A 22,527-nucleotide genomic window follows, 5' to 3' on the forward strand; every position below is an offset into this window, starting at 1 on the left:
AACCACCGGCCTCTCTCGTAACCAATTGTATATAAATGGTAATTAGGCGATTATTTCGCCTAAATCTTTTAAAACTAATTAAAACTTATATTCTTAAAACCCGCTTGCATGTGGATAAGTCGTAGGCGCTAGACGCCGCATGGTTACTGGTTTATTCGGCCGCAACCTTTTTATGCGGTCTTATGTGACCGTGATATTGTCGAGAGATCCATCGTGGCACGGCCTCTTCAAGAGAGTACAAATGTTCGAAAAAAAGCATAACCGCCAGCGCCAACATCTTCTTTGCATGATTGCGGGCGCGCTCTGTGCTACATCTATGAATATCAAATCGGTCATAGCCGAGCCGATAGACATGACGGCGGAAAAGCTTTTGGATATCTGTTCTTCATCCACGGTGCAGATGGCAGGGACAAAGGGTGACGTTCTTGGCTGGCAGAAGATGACAGATGCCGAAAGAGACGAACTACGTAGTACTTTAGGGAATCCAAGCTCGACTGAAATTGTGGGCTGGCGCCGCAGCGGAACCGGCCGCCCTGAGTTCCTGTGGTTTGCCACCCATGCAGCTCATGTCATGACTTGCTGGTATACAAAGCCGGACGCTACAGGCTTACTCGACAGTTTATCTGAACACTTGGGTTCCCCTGATGAACTCGATAGAAACGATGCCGCAAATAGCATCACAGCATTATGGTTGCGAAACGAGCTCGAATATTCATTCGTCCAGTTCCGATCCTCGGCAATTGTCACGATAGGCTCACAACGCTAAAGCGATAAGCCGCAAGCCTAGGAGAAGGCCTTACGTGAAGAAATCAGCTATGTTGGCAGGAGAATGGCAAGCTCCACGTTTAGGCGGTGACGTCGTGGAGATGATCATATTCCTTAGTTGACGCAAATAAGTTGGCACCAAAGGAAAAGCAGGTGAAGCAGATCAGGACGATGACAGCGCTTGAGCAGGCTTTCGAGCGGAACGACAACAGCGAAGCATTAAGGCTTCTCAGTGAAGGATATCCAATCGTCTACAGGGAGCCAGAAACGCCCGCAGGTCATGTTATTCAGCGCTACCCAGACGGGAGACGCGAACTGGTGAGCTACGAAAGCGGCAAGCCGGTTGTAGTGGCCGAACTATCGCCCGATTCCCCGGAGCTTAAACCCGCGAAATACGATCCCAGAGACCTGATAAGCTGCGATGACGATTAAAGCGCCTGAGAGCTACGGAGAGCCGTTTTCAGGTCTAAGGCATGCGTTGGGTCGGGTGAGGACAGAAAAACCGCTTTGGAGCCGTACAGGCGCGAATTTGGCCCGTCTATTACCCACCGACACATTCAGGGATGACGCAGAGGCTTAACCGGAAACCCAAAAAACGCGTTTTTTCGCTTAAACGCAATGTGTTATCCGGGGACGGCCAAAACCCCGCGAGACCGCGCCACAGGCGGCGTGAGGCGGTGGGTAATAGACGGTATCGCTAATTTCAGGCACAAAAAACCCCGCGTGTGGCGGGGTAGGTTCACGGAATACGTTATTCTGCACCATTACCGCGACGATAAGCGGCCTGCATTTTCTCCGCCATTTTCGTATGAGCTGCGGTAGCGCTTTTGCTTCCGATAAGTGGAGCGCGGGTTAGAGTTGACGCACCACCGAGAAGTGACATTCCTATCCCAAAGCGAACAGCGTTGATCTTGTGTTCATTGGCTTCGAGATAGGCGTTTACCCTGTCCAGTTGGGGACCATATCCTGCTTTTAGCAAGACCAAACGCAAGCCCACCATACCGAAAACGAAAGCGATGCTGACTGCGGTAAAGATTGAAAATTTGATAATTGGGTCCATGGTCTGTCTCCTAGGTCGTTAGATGCACGGCTCGATGGCCGTATTGCTTATTTCTCTGGTTCCGGTTTTTCAGGATGAATAATGTTGCTGTTCTCACTTGCTGGGTCATTGCCGGTTTCTTCCTGCTCAGACGTGTCCTCAAAGCCGTTAGACGGCGCGGATGAAATGTTTCCAACCGAAGACGCGCTTTCCATGCCCGGGACGCTTAGAGCGACCATAGAACCAGCGGTTTTCATTGCAGCTCCAGCCAGCTTCCGTCCTTTCTCGCCGGATTGGCCGGATGTATTCGGAGCATTGGAAGGCGAGCCGCTTGAACGTGCCGGACTGCCACCGCCTCCGGTCATAGTCGAGGCTGGACTTGTGTCGGCATCGCTCTGAGGGGGGTGCGGAGCATTACCAGCAAGACTGGAGCCAAGACTTTTGGCTAGACTGCTAATACCGCCACCGGCCGAACTTGCGGCACCGCCTGCGAGCGCGCCTGCCCCTACGGCGAGGCCAGCAGCACCGGCTGCACCCGCCATTGCAAGCCCGCCGATTGCAGAGCCGCCGCCTAGTGATGTTCCGTTTATCATTCCAGCGATCAATTCCGGTATCGTCTTGGTCAGATAAGCGCAGATGATCGCCAGTCCCGCAATTGTCAGGGAGGATGCAGAATCCTGCGTGTAGGCCTCGACCCAAGCGTCGGCGCTGGCCGAGATCACAGAAACTATCAGCGTCAGAACAAACAGCTTTGCACCAACAGAGACGATGTATTTAAGCGGTGAAGTAGCAAACTCACGTGTCCAGGATGAGCCGCCGAAACCCATCAGAAAAACGCCTGCACAGATGATGATGTAGGATTCAACGAGCGTTACAAACATGAATGCCGCTATGAACGTGAAGCACAGGAGCACGATAACGGACATGAAGGAGTTGAAAACGGCCGTACCCGGAGACAGGGTGAAAATGCCATCAGCCACGGTATTAGACAGCGTTACGGCGATTGCCAACACGTCGCCGGGATAGAGCATTTTGCCCATCCCTCCCGCACGCCCTGCCGCTTCTCGGAAGCTATCGACCATCAGTCCGCCCCAACTTGGAAGGTACGTTATCATCATGGAGAAAAACGATGTGACCATGATTAAACGTAGAAGGTCGGCGATAACGCTGCCAAGCTCCAGATTGCTATCAAGCGCCTTTAATCCAAAGGTCCAGACCAGCTGGATGAGAGCGAGACTGAAAAGCAAATAGGTGGCATACTTGCCAAGTTCTCCAGTCCAGCTATTCGCCGTTTCGTGTAAGAGGTTGAGGAGCGAACTCGCTTCGGCGCTAGGGTCAGCCAATCCACTACCTTCTGCTGCAAAAGTGACCGTGCTCAACAGAAGTAAAGGCAGGATGAGAACAATCCAAAATGCGTTCTTCGTCATAATTAAAACCCTCGTTTAGGGCTGCGAATAGGTTCGCGAGAGAAGAATTCTTGGTCTGCTTTGGTGTCATTCATCGAAGCATCACAGGTTGCGACGCTCGCGCCTGAAATGACCGCTATCGCTCCACCCAAAAGGGCCGACGAGAGACACAGCAGTAAAAGAAATACCTTTGGAATAGTCATAGTCAGAACCCTACTTTTTCACTTCGTACAGGCTTCCGATCAAAATACTGCTCATCGGCTGCCGCCTTGGCAGTTTCCTTTTCCGTTGTCGCTGCGAGGTAGTTGCTTTGCAGCGTGATTTGCGTTGCGGTCAGATCTCGCAGCTTCTGGAGCTGTTGGACGTTCTGCGCTGCAATCTCGTTCCCCGCTTGAATGGCTTGCAGCCGTCCGGTGGCGTTCTGCGATTGCTGCACAACGCGATTGAGTGCACGATCTTCCTGCTCAAACGCGCCCACGTTCATTCCTGCTGCCCGCATGGCAGAAGTCGCATTTTCGAAGCCCTGCTCAGACCATTTGCGCTGGCGTTCGCTGATGTTGCCGCCGTCAAACTCACCGGCCGATTTCAGATAGGCGTCGTAATCCTTGAATTGTTCACGGAAGCGCTTGTCCAAATCGCTGATGTCGCGACCCAAGGTTTTCGTATTGGTGTAAACATCTGCTACGCGTCGAAGGTCGCCAGTGATGGACTGATAAAGGCTTTCAGGCAGCGCAATGCCCTGCTTAATCATGTCGTCGTACTGGCGCATTTGAGTTTGCAGTTGCTGCGCGGTGTTCAGCGCCGTCTCAACATCTTTCGCGTATTGCAGCGCCTGCTGCATGGTAGTTGAGCAGTTGGTGCAATAGACCGTGAATGCTTCTGCTTCCGGGGCGTAAAAAGCAGTAACTGGAATAAGAGTGGCAGTCAGCGAAACAGAGAATGCAGCGCCTGCTAAAAATCGAAGTGATGTTTTCATTTTGTTCTCCTGAGTATTGGGCCTGTCACTTGAGGCCGGGTCATAATGTTTTGGATTTTTCCTGACGCACGCGGCTCAGGTAAGTGCTCAGCTTGGCGGGCGTCATCTGGACGCCCCGTTTTGCGAGAATCTCGGTGATGGCTTTCAGGGGAAATCCCTTCGCCTGCAAGGATGATATTTCATCCTGCAACTCACGAATGACGTCCATCTGGCTCATCCATTGCGGGCCGGGTGTTGCATCCGCCGCTTCCCTGAGTTGGACTCTCAAACCCTCGATCACTTTGTTAGTGATACGCGGGGATATGCTCATATAAACTCACTCCTCGTAGATATGAATGTTATCAAAAATCATGAAATAATCTTACAGAATTGAATATAAAAATCGACTTGTGTGGCGTAAAGTTATGTAAATCCAAATATTGGATTGTGCAATCCAATATAATTTTCTTTTTTCAAAATATTAATTACGCGATTATTTGCGATTAAATGCAATTATCCGCGATGATGCGCGATTTGATGCGATCATATGCAACGATGCGCGAATAAATGCGATTTAACGGTTTTTCGGTACTAAAAATGGAAAGTCGGTTGCGCATCGCGTAAAATCGCACGCAGAATGATGGCAAGATGTGTATTGTACCGGTACAAGCTGCGCCTTTCCCTGTCCAATACCGTGCCTTACTCGCCTGCGGCTCGACGGAATCTTGCTCTGCGAGGCTGGCAGTCGCTACCGCACAATGACAAATCTGACAATTTGGAGGCTCTATGAAGAATGTGGCTGACCCTGAACAGGCACCGGTCGGAGCTAGAGGTGGCCGCCCGCGTAACCGGCGCATTGAGGTTTGGTTGACACCAAACGAGGAAGCGAAATTGGCGGAAAGAGCCAATGTAACCGGACATTCGCGCTCGGCATACCTTCGCAATGTTGGCCTTAACCACCCGATACGATCCGTAGTCGATTTGAAGGCTGTCGCAGACCTAGCCAAAGTGAATGGAGACTTGGGCCGCGTCGCGGGCCTGCTCAAGCTCTGGTTGGCCGAGAAGCGCGGACAGGGAGCGAGGTCAATAGAAGTCGAAACGATGATGCAAGATTTTCGGAAGCTCCAAGAACAAGTTCATCAGATTATGGGGCAAATCGTTCGCGAAAAATAAAATGCGATGAACGCATTCACTATACAAGCTGAGCATAGAACTTGGGGACGGTACCGCGATCTGGGGCAGGATCACGACGAAGGTCTTACTATACGGTTAGCAAACTCAAAAAGCGCGAAAGCGGCGGAAGATGTGAGTTGGAAAACTTGTGAGTGCACGACGATTGCCAATGAAGTGTCTGCGGTTTACAAGTACCATTGGGCCAGCAGGCGTTTGCTTGAGTTCAACCGCGCGCAGCCTCTGTGTGTCGTGCTAGGAGAATGCGGCGTTGATGTTTGGTTAACCAGGCGTTGATAATTTCAAGCTGAGCGAGGCTAAAGCAAATGGCGCGTAGTGATCTCTTGTTGTCTATTGTCCGTGCGGGAGCGGAAGGCGACCAGACCACGTTGCGTGCGTCCGTTGAAGCGCTTGTTGCCGACGAGAAAGCCAAAAATCATAATGTACTTGCAGACCGTCTAGAGCGCGTGCTGAATTCGGTTGCGGTATCAAGCCGCCTTGAGCAGAAGCAGCTATCCGCTCCCGGTCGAGAAATCGTCATCGAAACTAACCCGCAGCGTCAGTTGTCAGAGCTAATCCTTCCCCTGCCGGTGACAGCGCAAGTTCGTAATCTTATTGAAGAGCAGTCACGGGCTGACTTGTTAAGAGCCCATGGCGTTCAGCCGCGTCACAAGCTTCTTCTCTCTGGGCCTCCAGGTAACGGTAAGACATCTGTGGCGGAAGCAATAGCTGAGGCGCTAGCGCTGCCTTTGTTTACTGTTCGTTATGATGCCCTGGTGGGTTCTTTTCTAGGTGAAACGAATACGCGGCTTCGTAAGCTATTCGATTACGTTAGAACCAACGCCTGTGTGCTCTTTTTTGATGAGTTTGATGCTATTGGTAAGGAGAGGGGAGACACCCACGAGACAGGAGAGATCAAGCGTGTTGTATCTTTTCTGCTCATGCAGATAGATCAGCTTCCTAGCTACGTAGTCGCTGTCGCAGCAACCAATCACCATGAGCTATTGGACCGTGCTGTATGGCGTAGATTTCAGATGCGGCTAAATGTGCCGCAACCTGATTGGCGGCAGGTGGCCGTTTTGTTATCGCGATACTTCGATGCATGGGACGAAAATATAGCGTTATCGCCAGAGAGCCTAGCCAAGCAACTAGAGCCCGTGAGTTTCGCGGAGGCGGTTGAGTTTTGTCAAACCATTAGGCGCAGGCAGATACTTTCTTTGGGGGCGCTGTCCATGGAGCAAATAATTAGGGAGGAGCTTCGGCATTGGTCGGAGCAAGTGGGGGACGTTAGTGCAAGCCGATCTGACAAAGCCGATATTGAAACTCGACGAGGCGCAGCCAAGCGCAAGGCAACCGGGGCACGGTAACGCCACGCCGTCGCGTGTGATTGAACGAGACGTTCAAGGTCAAAGACTCGGACCGAAGCTCCAGCGTCTTCAAGATTTCTTGGCGGCTGGACCTCAAGCAGTGCAAAATCAAGCCGACGGGTTGGCGCCAGAGCGTCTCCTCGTGTTCGAGGTTACGGGATCAGTAACGGACTTCGCGAAAGCCGTAAGCAAGGTAGAAGGCTTAGCTTTTGCGGGCGAGGATTTGCTCGATCCTGATGAGTTGGACGACGATCCACAAGTCTACCTGCTGGTGCCTAACCTCGCTGCGTTGAGACAAATAGTAAATCTTTGGCAAAACTGGCAGAGGGGTGTTGATTTACCCCATGGTTTTGCCCCGTGGAAACATCTCTTTTCTCGCCTGCGCGACATTCGTCCGTGGGGACCGCGTGACCGTGTGCGCCCCATGGATCAATCTCTTTTGCTGGATGCTGTAGGAGCTATCGAGCCCGGAGCGATGCTTCGTCTAGAATGTGAATTGGTTTACCGTGCTTCGGCCGGTACGGCTCAGGCTGCTCGTAATGCCGTCGCAATTGCGGTGGAGAGTGCAGGCGGACAGGTTGTCAGTTCTGCGAGGCATGAGGCGTTTTCATACGACGCTCTATTGATAGACATGCCTCGTGAAGAGGTTGTCAAGATCGCAGAGCTGCGCGACGACACCTTAGCCGGACTAGATCCGATAATGTCGATCATGCCGCAGAGCATGAGCACGACTGTCGAAGAAGGGGAGACGGAAACAATTGGAGTGCCGGATGCCCACACTCCGTTTGAAGAGCCGATAGCTGCGATTTTCGACGCGGTGCCTCTGTCATCGCATCCTTGGCTAGCTGATTGGCTCACCGTATCAGATCCTCACAATCTTGAGGTACTTTCGGTTGGCCCTCGTGTTCATGGTACAGCCATGGCTTCGATAGTTGTGCATGGGGATAAGAATGATGCCTCGACGCCTATTGGTCACAAGCTATATTTTAGGAATGTCATGTATGCGCCTCCTCCGGGTCCGTTCGGACCAATGCAGGAGCGATTTCAGGATAACCGCCTAATTATCGACTTAATGGTAGAGGCCGTTTTGACAATGCGGCAGGAGGGGTTTGCGAACGTCGTTATCGTAAATCTATCACTGGGTGATGCAAATAAGCAGTATAGCGATCGGATGTCGGCTTGGGCGCGAGCGATAGACTATCTCTCATATCAGTATGGAGTGCTGTTTATAGTATCCGGCGGAAATGTTGCTTCTCCATTGATGCTTAGTGCTTACGTCCATCCGGATGATTTTCATGCTGCGGATGATATTGGAAAAAAATCTGCAATCTTGAATGCGATTGATGCGGTGAAGGCCGATAGACGCATCCTCGCTCCGGCTGAAAGCATTAATGCACTAACCGTAGGGGCTTGGCACGAAGATGGTCTCGCTGCGCTGCCGCTACCCCATGGGAGATACCATGCCTTTCCTAATTGTAGCATGCCGAACGTCTCATCGGCATTAGGGCATGGCCATAAGGGTGCGATTAAGCCTGACATCCTTCTGCCGGGAGGACGAGAGCATCTTATTCTCTCCCCCGGGTCTCCTCCAGCCTCTGTTCGCCCACAAGGACAGGGAACTCGTTTCGGAGGCATCCGCGTAGCAGCACCTCCCGTACCGGGCCAGCCGCAGGACCTGTCTGCCTGGATTTTGGGCTCTAGTCCAGCAGCTGCCTACGCAAGCCATACCGCGCACCACGTTTATGAGACGCTTGAGCGAGAGTACGGCGTTCTGTTTACTGGTCTTCCAAACCAGCAAAAAGCCACGCTCTTGAAGGCTCTTGTAGCTCATCCCGCATCCTGGCAAGGCGCAGACGAGTTCATCACTGCAACTAAGTTCCCTCTTCCCGCAAGTTGGGACCAGATGCGTCGAGAAGTCGCTCGTCATGTCGGATACGGTTTCGTATCCCCTGCAGATGCTATGAGCTGCGCTTCAGATCGGGCGACGCTTTGGGCTGCTGGCCGTTTGCTGCCTAAGCAGGCAATTTTGTTTAGCGTGCCGGTGCCAGACGATTTTAGTAGGACTGCTGATGTTAGAGCCGTAAAGGCCACCCTAGCTTGGCTGTCACCAACTCGGCCGGGGCATCAGGCTTATAGGGCATCCAAGCTGCGCATTATACCTTTATCAGACAATACTAAAAACGCACTCGGTGTGGCGCCCATAGTTGAACCCCCTTGGACGCAGACCGAAGCGGGAACGCTAATTCACCGCCAGTGGTCAGGGCAGGCATTCGGTCATTTGGCAGCGGGTGGCACGCTATCCATTCAAGTCCAGAGGGAAAAGGATCAGGGGCCGCCTCTTGATGACGCCATTCCATTTGGGCTCGTGATCTCTGTCGTGATGAACAACAATGCTAGCATCTATGATGAGGTCTTGGCTCGGGTCGCTGTGAAACCTCGGAGCCGTATTGCGGTTTCTTAAGGCGCTCTTCGCTGTGGCGCCTTGTTCATCTCTCCCACTTAGTTTCGCGCCACTCTCAGTTCGGGTCCCTTACGCGGTGCGATTTGCCTGTTCTGGTATTTTGAATGGAATTCATCGACAACATTGTGTCTAACTAAATGAAATAAAGAGGAAATTTATATCAATCGATAATTGAGTGGGAATGATCCTGCAATAGTCCAAAACAAAACCGCCGGAGTTCAAAACTCCGGCGGTTTTGTTTTGTGGGGTTCACAACAACTGATCAGGGGTATTGCGCGCCGGTTACGGTGAGATACACCGCGTAAAGCGACTTCGTGGCGGCGATGAACAGGCGGTTGCGACGCGGACCGCCGAAGGTCAGATTAGCGACCGTCTGCGGCGTCTTGATCTTGCCGAGAAGCGTGCCTTCCGGCGAGAAGCAATGCACGCCATCGCCCGCGCTGGTCCACAGATTGCCATCCGTATCGAAGCGGAAGCCGTCCGGCAGGCCCTTGTCGATGGTGCAGAACACACTGCCGCCCGACAGGCGCTTGCCACCATCCACAACGTCGAAGACGCGGATATGGCGCGGCGCATTCTCGTCGTGGCTATAGGCACTGTCGGCAACATAGAGCTTGGTTTCGTCCGGCGAAAAGGCCAGTCCGTTCGGCTGGTGGAAGTCGGTGACGACGGCATCGATTTCACCGGTCTTCGGGTCGAGACGATAGACATTCCGCGATGGCTGTTCCGGGTCTGCCTTGTAGCCTTCATAATCCGCCAGGATGCCGTAGGTAGGGTCGGTGAACCACACGGTTCCATCCGAGCGCACGATGACATCGTTTGGCGCATTCAGCTTTTTGCCCTGATAGCTGTCGACCAACACGGTGATGCTGCCATCATGCTCCGTGCGGGTGACGCGACGGCCGCCATGCTCGCAGGTGACGAGACGCCCTTCGCGGTCACGCGTATTGCCATTGGAGAAATTGGACGGGTTGCGGAAAACGGAAACACCGCCGCCAACTTCGCCTTCAATTTCGCTTCCCGGCACCCAGCGCAGGATGCGCTGGTTCGGGATATCGCTCCACAGAAGGCAGTTCAGGTCGTTGAACCAGACCGGACCTTCCGCCCAGCGGCAGCCGTTGTAAAGTTCGTCCAGATCGGCGCTCGGCACGATCATCTGCTTGAAACGTTCGTCGTGGATTTCGTAGATCGAAACAGTCTGAGACAAGGAAAATCACTCCAGAAAAACTATCGTTCGGCCCGTCGGCTGCTGGCGAGGAAGATCACCGCGATGATGGTGACGCCAGTCAGCACGAGACGAACACCGGCGCCGAAGCCGTAGGTGTTGAGCATCGAGACTATGAGGAACATGAAGAGTGCGGCACCCCAAATACCGGGGATGTTGGAATCGCCGCCTGCAACCGCCGTGCCGCCAATGATGACGACCGCAATCGACATCAGGAGATATTCCGCGCCCATGTTCAGCGCTGCGCCGCCAGAGAAACAGGCCAGCAGGAAGCCACAGAGCGAGGCCAGTACCGCGCAGAGCAGATAGGTGACGAAGCGGGTGCCATCGACCGGAACGCCTGCCATGCGGGCTGCGAAGGGGTTCTGGCCGATTGCCGAGATCCAGCGTCCATAGATGCTCTTTTTCAAAAGCACCCAGCCGATCAGCGACAGGATCAGCGCCACGATGGCGACATTGGGAATGCCGAGCGTGGAGGCGGTGGTGAATTGCGAAAGGCTTTCCGGCGGTTTCACGCGCAGGCCGCGATTGCTCCAGATGGCGGTCGACTGGATCAGGAAGCTCATCGACAGGGTGGCGATGATGGGCGGAATGCGCAGGAGCTTGATCAGCGCGTAATTGCAGATGCCGATGGCAAGGCCGATCAGTATGGCGACGGCAAGCCCTGCCAGCACCATGCCGTCCTGCGTATCCATGAGCTTCAGCGCCAGTGTGGCGGCGAGCGTCATGTTGGCCGGGACCGACAGGTCGATATTGCCGGGGCCGAGCGTGATGACGAACATCTGGCCCAGCCCGACGATCACCGAAAAGGATGCGAAAGTGAAGGCTGCATGGGAAAGCCCGTGCGCGCCGGCACCTCCGGTGAACAGGATGGTGATGATCCACACTGCGGCGGTCGCGATAAACGACCATATCCACGGACGGCTGGTGAGTACAGACATGGCGTTCATTGCTTTTTCTCCCTCTTTTCGAGGCGGTTGAGGAAGAGGCGCAATGCCAGCACCACGATGAGAATGCCGCCCTGCGCGCCGATCTGCCAGTCCGGCGAAATGCGCATGAAGGAGAGGAACGAACCTGCAAGCGTCAGCGTCAGCGCGCCGATGACGGCACCGATGGGGGAAACGCGTCCGCCGACGAATTCACCGCCGCCCAGAATGACGCCCGCGATGGACAGAAGCGTATAACGCAATGCGATATTGGCATCCGCCGAGGTGGTGAGGCCAACCAGTGCGATCCCGGCCAGCACGGCGAAGAAGGCGGCCAGCGCATAGGTTGCGGCGCGGATGGCGGTGACGGACCAGCCTGCGCGCTCGATGGAGCGGGTATTGCCGCCCGCGCCGCGCATCAGCACGCCGAATGTCGAGCGCATGACGATGAAATGCGTGACGATGGCAATCACGATGCTGGCAACGATCGCCATCGGGATGAAAGGTGGCTTGGCCGTCATGATCCAGCGCGCCCAGTCCGGCGCCTGTCCACCCGGCGAGGGCAACAGCAACACGGCCAGGCCGCCCCAGACGAAGCTCATGCCCAGTGTGACGACGATGGAAGGCAGATTGCGCAGATGGATGATTGCGCCGAGCGCTGCATAAGCGGCGATTGCGGCTGCGAGGATCAGCACACCGATAAGGGGAGCCGTGTTGAGCCAGGTCGCTGCAACGCAGACGACAAAGCTCACAAAGGTTCCCATCGAAAGGTCGAGATCGTTGACGGCCATGATGAGCATCTGGGAGATGGTCGCCAGAGCGATAGGCACGGCCAGATTGAACAGCAGGTTCAGCCCCGTATAGCTCATGGCGCGCGGCTGCATGTAGAAGACGGCGGCAAGCAGCAGGACCAGCGAGAATACCGGCGTCAGCAGGCGGATGGAGGAAGAGGAAAGGCGCATTATTCGTGACCTCCCTCGAAAGATGCTGCAAGCACGTTCTTTTCCGTAATGTCTTCGCCGGTCAGTTCCGCAACGATAGCGCCGTCGCGGAAAACATAGACGCGGTCACAAAGTTCTATTTCGTCCATTTCGGTGGAGTACCAGACGAAGGTGCGTCCGTTTTCGGCTTCATGGCGCAGGATTTCATAGACTTCCTGCTTGGTGCCGACATCGACGCCGCGCATCGGATCGTCCATCAAAATGGCGTTGGCGCTGGTCGCCAGCGCGCGGGCAAAAAGCACCTTCTGCTGGTTGCCGCCTGAAAGCGACAGGATGCGGTTGCCCATATCCGGTGTGCGGATCTGGATGCGGTCTTTCCACTGGCTGCCGAGCGCGTCTTCGCGCTTCTGGTCGACGAGCTTTGCCGACGACAGCCGGTCCAGCGAGCCGATGGTGAGATTGTGCAGAATGCTCCACAGCGGGAAAGTACCGTTGAGGCTGCGGTCGCCTGCCACGAATGCGATTTCGCATGTGCGGGCCGGAACCCAGTTGGGTCGCCGTGCATAGTAAAGATCGAGCAGCATCTTGGTCTGCCCGTGTCCGGCAAGACCGGCGAGGCCGATGACTTCGCCTTTGAATGCCTGAAACGGCTTGACGTCGCTGGTGCGCTTGGCAAAGGACAGAACGGGCGTGCCGCTCGCATCGGTCTTTGCAACCCGGCGCGCAGCCTTTTCACGTTCGACGCTGCCCATGGCTTCAACGAGGCTGCGATTGGTGAAGTCGCTGGCCGCGCGATTGGCGACGACCTTGCCGTCCTTCATCACGACGATGCGGTCGGAGGTCGTGAGAATTTCGCCCAGCATATGCGAAATCAGGATAACGGAGCCGCCAGTGCCGACGAAACGGCGCACATAGGCCATCAGCTGCGCAGCAATGCCAGCGTCGAGCGAGGAGGTCGGCTCATCGAGAATGACGAGCTTTGGCGCAGTGCCGGGCGCGGTGAAGTTGATGGCGATTTCGACCATCTGGCGCTCGGCGATGGAAAGCTCATCGATGGTGGAAGTGCAGTCGATCTTGTGGCCGGGGAAAATCTCGTCGAGCTTTTTTGCAATCAGTTCTATGGCCTTGCCGCGCCAGCTCGCGCCGGTCAGGTCGCGCTGCATGATGCGGACATTCTCGGCAATGGTGAGGTTTGGAAACAGCGACAATTCCTGAAACACGCAGCGCACGCCGTGCTTGCGTGCCATCGTCACGCCATGTCCCGCTTCGCCATGATAGGAAATGCTGCCCTCATGCGGGGAAAGCCCGCCATTGATGACATTGACGATGGTGGATTTGCCAGCGCCATTATGGCCGACCAGTCCCACACATTCGCCTTCGCGGATCACGAGTTCGGCGCCATCCAGTGCTTTCACCGCACCGAACTGCACGCGAATATTGCGCGCGGCGACGACCTCCTGTTTCTCTGCTGTTTCTGTCATACACTCAACTAACGATTGGACGTTTCCGGCGAAGCCAGCAAAGGGCCAGGCCGTCGGAAAGGCGTCAAAGTAAAGGGATAAAGAAGGGGCGAGGATCAGCTCGCCCCTCATGTTTTGGGTCGATCCGCTTATTTCGCGGCGTCGATAACCTTCTGCGCATCTTCAAGCGCATATTCGACATTGGCAACGCCACCCTTCTGGGTGTTGGCCAGATCCTTGTCGAGCGATTCCTGGCTGACGCTGAGGAACGGAACGACGAGGTCCTTCTTCACTTCCTTGCCGTCGAGAATCTGCTGTGCGACCCAGAAAGCCAGCGTGGACACGCCCGGTGCAATCGAAACCGACATGGTTTCGTAGCCGTTGGCGTCTTTCTGCTGCTTCCACCACTGCAGTTCGTCTTCACGGTTGCCCATGATGATGGTTGGCGTTTCGCGCTTGGCGGCAGCAAAGGCTTGTGCAGCGCCATAGCCGTCGCCGCCCTGCGTTACCACAGCATCGACTTTCGGCAGGCTCGGCAGGATACCGGCAACGGCGCGCTGCGCAACGTCGGCAGCCCAGTCACCGTTGACCGAACCGACGACCTTGAACTTCGGATGCTTCTTCACGCCTTCTTCGATACCGGCATGAATATTGTCATCGACCGAAACACCGGCGAGACCGCGGATTTCAAGCAGGTTGCCACCATCGGGGTAACGCTTTGCAAGATAGTCGATCTGGCCTTCGCCCATGGCCTTGAAATCGACTGCGATGCGCCATGCGCAAGGCTCGGTGACAATACCGTCGAAGGAAACGACGGTGATGCCGGCATCGCAGGCTTCCTTGACTGCGCCGTTCAGCGCGGTCGGCGAAGCGGCGTTGATGACGATGGCGTCATAGCCCTGCAGGATCATGTTCTGGATCTGGGCGGCCTGTTCGGTCGCCTGATTTTCGGCGGTCGTGAACGGGTCGGCGGCAGCCACCACGCCAGCCTTTACGGCTTCCTTGGTGATCTTGTCCCAGCTTTCCAGCATGGCCTGACGCCAGGAATTACCTGCGTAATTGTTCGAGAATGCAATCTTCTTCGATGAAGTGTCGGCGAGCGCGCTGCCTGCCGCAAAAACGCCTGCCAGTGCTACAGACGCAAAAAGGATTTTCCCAAGCTTCATTCTTTCCTCCCGGTTGCAAATATTCCGCCCCGCAGCGCCCCGGCGCTTCGGTTCGTTGAAATTGAGTATGGTGCGAAGCCTCCCGCACCGCCGCTCCTCAACGGCACCAACCGCAATTGACGTGATTTCACTCTTGTCTTGCGGGCAATTTTCTGGTGAAGCGAAGATGGAAGAAGCGGCGCGGTCTGTGAAGGCCGAATGCAGCAACAGAGCTGCGGGTTCCCGCAGCAAAATTGCGGGTTCCCGCAAGACGCGCCGAGGAGGGCGCGGCGTATTATAAGTCTCATGACGATATGAGTGTAACTTGCGTTTGGAGGAGAAACGCTTGGCCGAACGCGCGCCCAGACAGCAGGATAGCAAGCACGATCACGGGCAGGCTGAAAACCTCCTTGATCACTATTTGAACATTTCCCGGCTTCTGGCGGGGCAGCTCGATTTCGATTCCATCATTCAGGCGGTGGCGGCCGAGATTGCCTGCATCCTGCCTTATGACCATCTCGACGTCTGCATCAAGATGCTCGATGGCAAGTTCCACATTGCCTATGAGTCCGGTATTGCGACCGCCTGGAGTCGCAATCCGCCAGCGCTTCTGTCCGGCAGCCCGATCCGCACGCTGTTGTCGGGCGAGGCGGGGTATCTCCTGACTGACGATGCGCGCACCGATCCGCGCTTTCATTTCGAAGGGTCTTTTTCCAGCCCGATCATCGAGCATGATCTCAAGGGCCGCGTCCATGTTCCGCTCAAGGCGCAGGGCGATATCATCGGCGCACTGAGCTGTTCCAGCCTGACACCTGCCTGCTATTCCATGCGCGACGTGGAGAATGGGCAGTCGATCGCTGATCTTCTGGCGCCTTACTTTTTTGCCATTCGCGCTGCCGAGCAGGCCAAGCGTTCGGCCATCGTTGAAACGGAAGCCCGCGCCCGCGAGGAGGGCTTGCGGTCCGGCGCACTGAAACTAACCGAGGCATTGGAGACAGAACGGCACCGCATCGGCATGGATTTGCATGACCAGACGCTGGCCGATCTCACCCGGCTTGCTCGCCACGTCGAGCGGCTCACCCGCGCGCCGGATCTTTCCGGCGAACAGCTGGAGCCGCTGTTTCGCGGGCTCCAGCATTGCATGCGCGATTTGCGGCAGATCATTGAGGAGGCGAAGCCTTCGATTCTCCAGCTGTTCGGTTTCGTGCAGGCTACGGAAAACCATCTGGACCGTTCGGTGCGCGACAGCGATGCCGCGATTGAATGGACGCTGGATGACCAGAGCGACGGCATGGCCGACCGACTGGAAGAAACGGTGGCGACATCGCTGTTTCGCATCGTTCAGGAAGCGATCAACAATGTCATCCGCCATGCCCATGCCAGCGAATTGCTGGTGAAGCTCAGCGACCGCGGCGGGCGGCTTCTGGTGGAAGTGATCGATAACGGCATCGGGGCTGACCGGCCGGTCCAGCGTCCCGGAGCGACTTCGGAACTGAACCCCGAACTTACATTGGGTCACGGCACCGACAATATGCGCACGCGCGCGCGGCTGATTTCGGCGGGCTTCGCCATCCGGAAAAATGCGACAGGCCCGGGAACCAGTGTAACGGTGCTTTTGCCGCCGGAAATGTGCAAACCGATGAATGGAGAGAGCGATGCAGGTTCTGATCGTTGAGGATGACCCGCTGCATCGCACTTATCTGGGCGAGGCGGTACGGGCGGCGCTGCCGGAATGCAGCGACATTTTCGAAGCGGGAAACGGGTCGGCGGGCGAAAAACTGGCGCGCCAGCATCGCGACGCGCATATCGTGATGGACTTGCAGATGAACGGTCGCAACGGCATCGAGGCGGCACGCACCATCTGGAAGGAAAATCCCGAAACCCGCATCCTGTTCTGGTCGAACTATGCCGATGAGGCCTATGTGCGCGGTGTATCGCGCATCGTGCCGGAAGGTGCGGCCTATGGATATGTGCTGAAATCGGCCTCCGACGACAAGCTACGGCTGGCGCTGCGCAGCATTTTCGTCGAGGCGCAATGTGTCGTCGACCGGGAAGTTCGTGGCCTGCAGCAGAAGAGCCTCAGCCATGCCAGCGGATTTACCGAGAGCGAATATGAAATCCTGATCGATATCGCGCTGGGCCTGACGGACAAGATGATTGCGCGCCGTCGCAATCTGTCGTTGCGTAGTGTTCAAAACCGCCTGCAGCAGCTTTATGAAAAGCTCGGCGTCTATCAGGAAAAGAGCGATACCGACGAGGGGCGGTTCAATTTTCGCGCCCGCGCCGTGACCGTGGCGCTGTTGCGCAAACTGTTGAATTACAGCGCGCTGGAGCGCGCGGAAGCCGAGCTCAACGATTGGCTGAGCCGGCAAGTTTCCTAGCTTGGATCACGTCCAGAAATAACGCACGAAGTGAAAGAACACCGGCGCTGAAAAGACAAGGCTGTCGGCGCGGTCGAGCATGCCGCCATGGCCTTCGATCATGTGGCCCCAATCCTTGACGCCCCGGTCGCGCTTGATGGCCGAAGCCACCAGCCCGCCAAAAAAGCCCATGACGCAAGAGACCGCCGCCAGCGCGCCCGCCTGAAGCGGTGAGAAAGGCGTAAGCCAGGCAAGCCCTGCGCCCAGCAGCGATGCGCTGGCCACGCCGCCGACAAAGCCTTCCCAGGTCTTGGATGGCGAGATATTTGGCGCGATGCGATGCTTGCCGAACAGTTTGCCGAACACATATTGCAGCACGTCGCTGCCCTGCACAGTTGCGACCAGAAAGGCGATCAGCAGCAGCTTTTCGCTGTCATAGCCGGGAATATCCAGCGTCATCAGCGCCGGAACATGGCTGATGCAATAGACCGACAGCATGATGCCCCATTGCTGTTCGCTGATGCGTTCGAGAAAGCGCGATGTATCGCCGGAAAGCGCGGTCAGCACGGGCATTGCAAGGAAGCAATAGACCGGAATGAAGATCGAATAGAGGCCGTACCATTCGATCCAGATCAGATAATATTGCACCGGAATGACCAGCAGGAACATGCCGAGCAGGATGCGGTGGTCGCTGCGGCGGGTCTGGGTCAGCGTCACATATTCGCGCAGCGATGCGAAGGATACGAGCGCGAACAGAATGATCACGCCGCCTTTGCCAAACAGGAAGGCAATGCACATGGCCGCGACCATGATCCACCATGCCTTGATACGGGCATTGAGGTTGACCAGTGTGGATGAAAGCGGCTTCGGCGCGCGCCAGGACAGAACGGCGGCGACGAGGCTTGCTGTTCCCAGAACGCCCATAAGGCCGATGAATAATTGGGTTGTTTCGCTCATGGGCGGTTCCCGTTTCTGGGCTGTATATCGAGAAGTTGCTGGCGGGCTCGCGTCAGAAATTCTTTGCGGTCTTCGCCGTCACCAAGCTGCACCGGCGCACCGAACACGACGCGGCACAGCAAAGGCACCGGCAGGGCGGCGCCTTTCGGCAACACGCGCGACATGTTCTCGATCCAGCAGGGGACGAGTTCGACATCGGGCCGCGCCAGCGCGAGATTGTAGAGACCGGAGCGAAAACGCAGCAGCGGTTCGTCCGTCATGTTGCGTGTGCCTTCCGGGAAGATGATCAGCGAATGCCCATCGGCCAGCGCGGTCAGCATCACTTCCATCGGGTCTTGCGTGCGTTCCACCCAGTTCCGTTCAACCAGAACCGTGCGCAGCAGCACTTCGGCCATGAATTGCCGCACGCGATTGGCGCGCCAATAGTCTGCGCCCGCCACGGCGCGGGTGCGCGCCCGTTCTTCCTGATTGAGACAGGAGGCGAGCAGGATGAAATCGCCATGGCTGGTGTGGTTGGCATAATAGATGCGCTGGTTACGCGAGGGGCCCGTGCCGCTCCAGATCGGTCGCACACCGGTGATGCCGCGTGACAGGATGGCGAGCAACGAGCCGAACAAAGATTGCACCTGATGACGAATGATGGTGCGCATGTCAGAACTCCGCGCCCGGCGGCAAAAGCGCCAGCAGGCTGAACAGGACGATAGCCAGTCCGAGAAAAAGATTGAGACGCCGGGCAATGCGGCGCGATCCCGCAATGCGGTTCGACAGCGGGCGCAGGGTCGGTTGTTTTGCGCGCAGGCCCATTCGTTCCAGAATGGAATCGACCTCCGCAAGGGCCGCCTTTTCATCCTCACCAGCGGCGATCATCCGAAACAAGGCGGCGTCGAACAGAAGATGCGCGGCAAGGCCCAGCGCAATCAGGGTGCTTGCCAGTAGCACAGGCCAGATCAGCCAGAAGGCAAGGTCGTGCTGCGCGCGCAGGAACGGCGCGATACCGATCAGAACAATCGCGACGCCAAGCCCGATAAAGGCGTGGCTGCGCAAGGCTTTGGCACTATGTGCGGCTGGAGAGATCATTCCCGCACCTCATGAGTGTGCGGGCGGAGCGGCCAGCCCTTGGCGCGGATGAGGTTTTCGGCCTCACGGGCGCTCGTCGCATGCCCGGCTTGCACCAGCCAGTCGACGGCGACGGTTGCGCTTCGCTGGAAACCAAGCGCGCAGCAAATCAGGACCGGGCCTGTATGACGGGCGGCTTCGACAGCATCGGCGGCGAGCCGAAGCTTTTCCGGCGACGGCGGCAGCAGGTCCATGGAGCAGAAGCTCTTCCAGTTTTCCACACCGGACGGCGCGACCATTTCGGCGGTGAGATCGATGACGGTCGTGAAGGCGCGGGCTTCGCTTTTCGAGGGGAAGCGACCGAGGAATACAGTGTCGGTCAAAGCAACATTGGGCGGCAGTTTCCGCGTCCAGAAACCGATATTGAGGCGTGCAAACAGCCGGTAGGGCGCGAGCAGCCAGCGGCTTGCGAGGCTGACAGTGCCGTCTGTCCGCTTCTGGAAAACGTTCGGACCTGCCCCAAAATAGCCTGCCGCGACGATGGCGAGAGCAAGGGCTGGCCAGAACCAGAAAATCGCATAGCCGGTCAGGCTCAGGCCATGAATGCCAAGCGCGAGTAACAAAAGCGCGCCCGCCAGATAATAACTGCCGAGACGCCGCGCTTTTGCATTGTCAGTCGGATGAAACCCGGCGAGCGGCGATGGGCCGGTACGCGGAAACAGCCAGAGCACGAAAAAACCAAGCAGTGCCCCCGCCGGAATATCGATCGCATGGTGCTGATAGGTTGTCAGCACTGACAGGCCGATCAGCACGCACCAGATATGCCAGACGATACGGACACCGCTGCTCATGACGCGGCGCATCTGGTCCCAGATGACAATCAACAGTGCAATATGCAGCGAAGGCGCCTGATTGAACGGCTTGTCGAAACCGCCCAGCACATCAAACATGAAGCCCGGCAGCCCTGACGTCTCAGGCTTCACAAAAGTCGCGGTCAGCGGAAAGGCGACGAAGCAGATGACGGCAATGATCTGCGCTGTCAGATAGCGTTTTGCCAGACGGTCCACCTGATCCGGGCTTTCATTGACGAAAAGCGCAATGGCGTAGAACAGGTTGACCGACCAGTAGGGCACGATGCTCCAGGCGATGAACGGCACGCGGCTTTCCCAGCCAAGCACCAGATTGGGAACGTCGCCACGCAGCGAAGCGAGCCAGTTGGCTGTGCCATAGGTCAGGTAGAAAAAGGGACCGAGAAACAACAGCCATAGAACGGCGCGCCGGATGACCGGCCGCCGCGATGAACCGTCGATTCCCCCCAATGCTGCTGTCACGCGTCCGGCTCTCCAATGCGCTCGGCAATTGAAACAGAGAAAATGCCCCATTGGTCGATGCGCTGTTCCAGCTTGCGATAACCGGCCTTTTCCACCAGCTGATCCATTTCGCCCTGCGTGCGGCGGCGCATGATCCATGCCTCGCCGCCGCGATGCGACGTCAGGGCGCGGGCGATCATTTCAAGCTGCGGATGCCATGGCTGGTTGGTGTAAATCAGCAGCGAGCCGGGCTTTTGCGCACACGCCAGTCCCGATAGCGAACGATTAATCAGCGCATTGTCGGCAAAAAGCTCATAGAGGCCCGACACGATTGCCAGATTTGGCCGGGGGTCGACGGTGGCGAGGCTTTCCGCATCGAAGGCGTCGCCTTCTTCCATATGGGCAATGGCTTCCAGCCCGCGATCTGCAATCAGCTTGCGTCCGGCAACCACATTGATCGGCGAATAATCGCGCAGATGAATGCTGTCGGGCATGATGCCCGCACGTGCCACCGCATCGATGACATAGCGGCCATGGCCACAGGCAATATCCAGGATATTGGTGGGGCGGCCTTCGCTTTTCAGGCGGGTCAGCGCCTTGCCGATCAGCTCTTCCAGATGCACCTTGCGCTGGCGGATGCCGCGCCAGCCAATGGCGTCGAGGAACTGCCTGTCGATCAGTTTGCCGCCGGGGCCGAACCCGCGTGTCTCGTTTTCATAGACATAATCGAGTGTGGAACCGGAATCGAAACCGGTGCGTTGCCCCACTTTCAGCCCTTCGGAGAAAAGCGCGCCAAAGGCGATGGAGGAGCGGGTGGAAGCCCAGTAAAGCCCGCGCGGCGACAGCAGCGGCAACGGGCTGGAAAGCCGGTCGGCTTCATCGCGCGTATAGCCAGCAATATGCGCTTCGGTCTGGTCGGCGCGCTGCGGCTCTTCGGCAAAGCGCTGTTCGATGAAGGTCCTGATCTTGTCGATGGCCTGCTTGCGATGTTTCTCGCCCAGCGTATCGTGATAGAAGCCTTTCAGCACATGCCGCTCCTTGATGCGGCTGCCGAGATTTTCAAAAAAGCGATGCTGGGGCGTGGGGCGCACCACGAAATCGCTGCCGGAAATCAGAAGCTGCGTCGGCACGGTGATGGCGCGTGCGTCGTCCACCACGCGCTTTGCCGCTTCATAAAGTTGCAGCAGAATATGCGAGGCGATGGGGCGGGTGATCAGCGGGTCGGTGCGATAGGATTCGATCCGCTCGGGATCATGGGTCAAAAACTGCGGCTTGACGTAGGAGTTGACGTAGAACGTGCCCCTCAGCTTCTGCCAGAGCGCAATGCCTTCCTTGGCGAACGGCACATAAAGCTTGATATCGAAGGCGGGCGAGGCCAGCACCAGCGCGCGGATATTCGGCGCATAGTCATGCACCCATGCGGCGGCAAGCACCGCGCCCACGCTCTGCGCGACAATCGCGACATCTTCAATGGCAGCGCCGGTTTCTTCGCGTATATGCGCGACAAAGCTCTCGAGATCGCGGATTGAAGCGCCGAATGACGGCGAGAAGCCGCGTTCGCCGGGCGAACGTCCGTGGCCGCGCGCATCCCATGCATAGAAGGCGAAATCATCGAGGCCGAGTTCATCGACCAGATGCGCGACGCGCCCGCTATGTTCGTGGCCGCGATGCAGCAGGACGATCACGCCTTTCGGGCTGGCCGAGGCGGCTGGCCAGACGCGATAAAACAGCGATGTACCGTCATGGGTTGTAAACTGGGTTTCTGTCGCTTCGCGATGTGCCGTCTTGTGCGTCGGCATTTCAGCGTGCTGGCTCATCCGGTTCCTCCCCAATTGCCTAGAGCACTTTTTTGATCTGATTAGATCAGATCGGCGCTCTAGTTCCTTATTTTAACGCGCATCTTTTCCGAAAACCGTTTCACACTTTTCGGGATGCGCTCTAAGCTGCCCGCACTTAATTAACCCCAATTAGTATTGAGTGCAGT

The 22,527-nt window shown here is 56.6% G+C and carries 21 protein-coding genes; 7 read left to right on the forward strand and 14 right to left on the reverse strand.

The window, feature by feature from the left end; genetic code table 11:
• Positions 1 to 241: 241 nt before the first annotated feature.
• Both FHW03_RS15095 and FHW03_RS15100 read left to right on the forward strand, forming a co-directional pair.
• The gene (locus tag FHW03_RS15095) at positions 242 to 766 is read left to right on the forward strand and encodes a hypothetical protein (RefSeq protein ID WP_182521361.1); all 525 of its coding nucleotides are present in this window, start codon (positions 242 to 244) and stop codon (positions 764 to 766) included.
• 152 nt (positions 767 to 918) lie between these two features.
• Positions 919 to 1,197, forward strand: coding sequence for a hypothetical protein (locus tag FHW03_RS15100; protein ID WP_182521362.1), 279 nt, complete (start codon positions 919 to 921; stop codon positions 1,195 to 1,197).
• A gap of 319 nt (positions 1,198 to 1,516) precedes the next feature.
• On the opposite strand, the gene FHW03_RS15105 is transcribed toward FHW03_RS15100, so the two are convergent.
• The 4 genes from FHW03_RS15105 to FHW03_RS15120 form a co-directional block, all read right to left on the reverse strand.
• Positions 1,517 to 1,825, reverse strand: coding sequence for a hypothetical protein (locus FHW03_RS15105; protein WP_182521363.1), 309 nt, complete (start codon positions 1,823 to 1,825; stop codon positions 1,517 to 1,519).
• A gap of 47 nt (positions 1,826 to 1,872) precedes the next feature.
• On the reverse strand, positions 1,873 to 3,231 hold the full coding sequence (trbL, locus tag FHW03_RS15110; protein ID WP_182521364.1) for a P-type conjugative transfer protein TrbL: 1,359 nt from the start codon (positions 3,229 to 3,231) through the stop codon (positions 1,873 to 1,875).
• 184 nt (positions 3,232 to 3,415) lie between these two features.
• Entirely contained in the window at positions 3,416 to 4,186 is a 771-nt protein-coding gene (trbJ, locus tag FHW03_RS15115) for a P-type conjugative transfer protein TrbJ (protein ID WP_182521365.1), read from the reverse strand.
• Between the two features lie 40 nt (positions 4,187 to 4,226).
• Positions 4,227 to 4,496 (reverse strand): hypothetical protein, encoded by a 270-nt coding sequence (locus tag FHW03_RS15120; protein WP_182521366.1) that lies wholly within the window; start codon positions 4,494 to 4,496, stop codon positions 4,227 to 4,229.
• 455 nt (positions 4,497 to 4,951) lie between these two features.
• On the opposite strand from FHW03_RS15120, the gene FHW03_RS15125 reads away from it, so the two are divergent.
• The 3 genes from FHW03_RS15125 (at position 4,952) to FHW03_RS15135 (ending at position 9,163) form a co-directional block, all read left to right on the forward strand.
• Positions 4,952 to 5,338, forward strand: coding sequence for a plasmid mobilization protein (locus FHW03_RS15125; protein WP_182521367.1), 387 nt, complete (start codon positions 4,952 to 4,954; stop codon positions 5,336 to 5,338).
• A 323-nt stretch (positions 5,339 to 5,661) separates the two neighbouring features.
• Positions 5,662 to 6,702 (forward strand): ATP-binding protein, encoded by a 1,041-nt coding sequence (locus tag FHW03_RS15130; RefSeq protein WP_182521368.1) that lies wholly within the window; start codon positions 5,662 to 5,664, stop codon positions 6,700 to 6,702.
• Positions 6,626 to 9,163, forward strand: coding sequence for a S8 family peptidase (locus FHW03_RS15135; protein ID WP_182521369.1), 2,538 nt, complete (start codon positions 6,626 to 6,628; stop codon positions 9,161 to 9,163). Before FHW03_RS15130 ends, FHW03_RS15135 begins: the two co-directional genes overlap by 77 nt.
• A 262-nt stretch (positions 9,164 to 9,425) precedes the next feature.
• Here FHW03_RS15135 and FHW03_RS15140 read toward each other — a convergent pair whose 3' ends face one another.
• The 5 genes from FHW03_RS15140 to FHW03_RS15160 all read right to left on the reverse strand — a co-directional run bounded on the left by FHW03_RS15140 (position 9,426) and on the right by FHW03_RS15160 (position 14,881).
• Positions 9,426 to 10,319: an SMP-30/gluconolactonase/LRE family protein gene (locus tag FHW03_RS15140; RefSeq protein WP_182521406.1), complete on the reverse strand. Its 894-nt coding sequence runs from the start codon at positions 10,317 to 10,319 to the stop codon at positions 9,426 to 9,428.
• A 71-nt stretch (positions 10,320 to 10,390) separates the two neighbouring features.
• Positions 10,391 to 11,338 carry an ABC transporter permease gene (locus FHW03_RS15145; RefSeq protein ID WP_182521370.1) on the reverse strand — a complete coding sequence of 316 codons (948 nt, stop codon included), beginning with the start codon at positions 11,336 to 11,338 and terminating at the stop codon, positions 10,391 to 10,393.
• Positions 11,335 to 12,276, reverse strand: coding sequence for an ABC transporter permease (locus FHW03_RS15150; protein ID WP_182521371.1), 942 nt, complete (start codon positions 12,274 to 12,276; stop codon positions 11,335 to 11,337). The genes FHW03_RS15145 and FHW03_RS15150 overlap by 4 nt, the downstream gene beginning before the upstream one ends.
• On the reverse strand, positions 12,276 to 13,736 hold the full coding sequence (locus tag FHW03_RS15155) for a sugar ABC transporter ATP-binding protein (protein ID WP_182521372.1): 1,461 nt from the start codon (positions 13,734 to 13,736) through the stop codon (positions 12,276 to 12,278). The genes FHW03_RS15150 and FHW03_RS15155 overlap by 1 nt, the downstream gene beginning before the upstream one ends.
• A 128-nt stretch (positions 13,737 to 13,864) precedes the next feature.
• Entirely contained in the window at positions 13,865 to 14,881 is a 1,017-nt protein-coding gene (locus FHW03_RS15160) for an ABC transporter substrate-binding protein (protein WP_182521373.1), read from the reverse strand.
• Positions 14,882 to 15,206: 325 nt separating this feature from the next.
• On the opposite strand from FHW03_RS15160, the gene FHW03_RS15165 reads away from it, so the two are divergent.
• Together FHW03_RS15165 and FHW03_RS15170 are read left to right on the forward strand one after the other, a co-directional pair.
• On the forward strand, positions 15,207 to 16,535 hold the full coding sequence (locus FHW03_RS15165) for a GAF domain-containing sensor histidine kinase (RefSeq protein ID WP_377514920.1): 1,329 nt from the start codon (positions 15,207 to 15,209) through the stop codon (positions 16,533 to 16,535).
• Positions 16,516 to 17,241: a response regulator transcription factor gene (locus tag FHW03_RS15170; protein WP_182521374.1), complete on the forward strand. Its 726-nt coding sequence runs from the start codon at positions 16,516 to 16,518 to the stop codon at positions 17,239 to 17,241. Before FHW03_RS15165 ends, FHW03_RS15170 begins: the two co-directional genes overlap by 20 nt.
• Before the next feature lie 6 nt (positions 17,242 to 17,247).
• On the opposite strand, the gene FHW03_RS15175 is transcribed toward FHW03_RS15170, so the two are convergent.
• The 5 genes from FHW03_RS15175 to FHW03_RS15195 are packed head-to-tail and all read right to left on the reverse strand — an operon-like array spanning position 17,248 to position 22,342.
• Positions 17,248 to 18,177 carry a phosphatidate cytidylyltransferase gene (locus FHW03_RS15175; protein WP_078338151.1) on the reverse strand — a complete coding sequence of 310 codons (930 nt, stop codon included), beginning with the start codon at positions 18,175 to 18,177 and terminating at the stop codon, positions 17,248 to 17,250.
• Positions 18,174 to 18,827 carry a lysophospholipid acyltransferase family protein gene (locus FHW03_RS15180; protein WP_109367920.1) on the reverse strand — a complete coding sequence of 218 codons (654 nt, stop codon included), beginning with the start codon at positions 18,825 to 18,827 and terminating at the stop codon, positions 18,174 to 18,176. The genes FHW03_RS15175 and FHW03_RS15180 overlap by 4 nt, the downstream gene beginning before the upstream one ends.
• A gap of 1 nt (position 18,828) precedes the next feature.
• The gene (locus FHW03_RS15185) at positions 18,829 to 19,254 is read right to left on the reverse strand and encodes a hypothetical protein (protein ID WP_182521375.1); all 426 of its coding nucleotides are present in this window, start codon (positions 19,252 to 19,254) and stop codon (positions 18,829 to 18,831) included.
• Positions 19,251 to 20,564, reverse strand: coding sequence for a phosphatase PAP2/dual specificity phosphatase family protein (locus tag FHW03_RS15190; RefSeq protein ID WP_377514923.1), 1,314 nt, complete (start codon positions 20,562 to 20,564; stop codon positions 19,251 to 19,253). The genes FHW03_RS15185 and FHW03_RS15190 overlap by 4 nt, the downstream gene beginning before the upstream one ends.
• Positions 20,561 to 22,342, reverse strand: coding sequence for a bifunctional alpha/beta hydrolase/class I SAM-dependent methyltransferase (locus FHW03_RS15195; RefSeq protein WP_377514938.1), 1,782 nt, complete (start codon positions 22,340 to 22,342; stop codon positions 20,561 to 20,563). Before FHW03_RS15195 ends, FHW03_RS15190 begins: the two co-directional genes overlap by 4 nt.
• Between the last annotated feature and the right edge of the window lie 185 nt (positions 22,343 to 22,527).

This window comes from Ochrobactrum sp. RH2CCR150, assembly GCA_014138095.1.
In the GTDB taxonomy this organism is placed as follows: Bacteria; Pseudomonadota; Alphaproteobacteria; order Rhizobiales; family Rhizobiaceae; genus Brucella; species Brucella gambitense.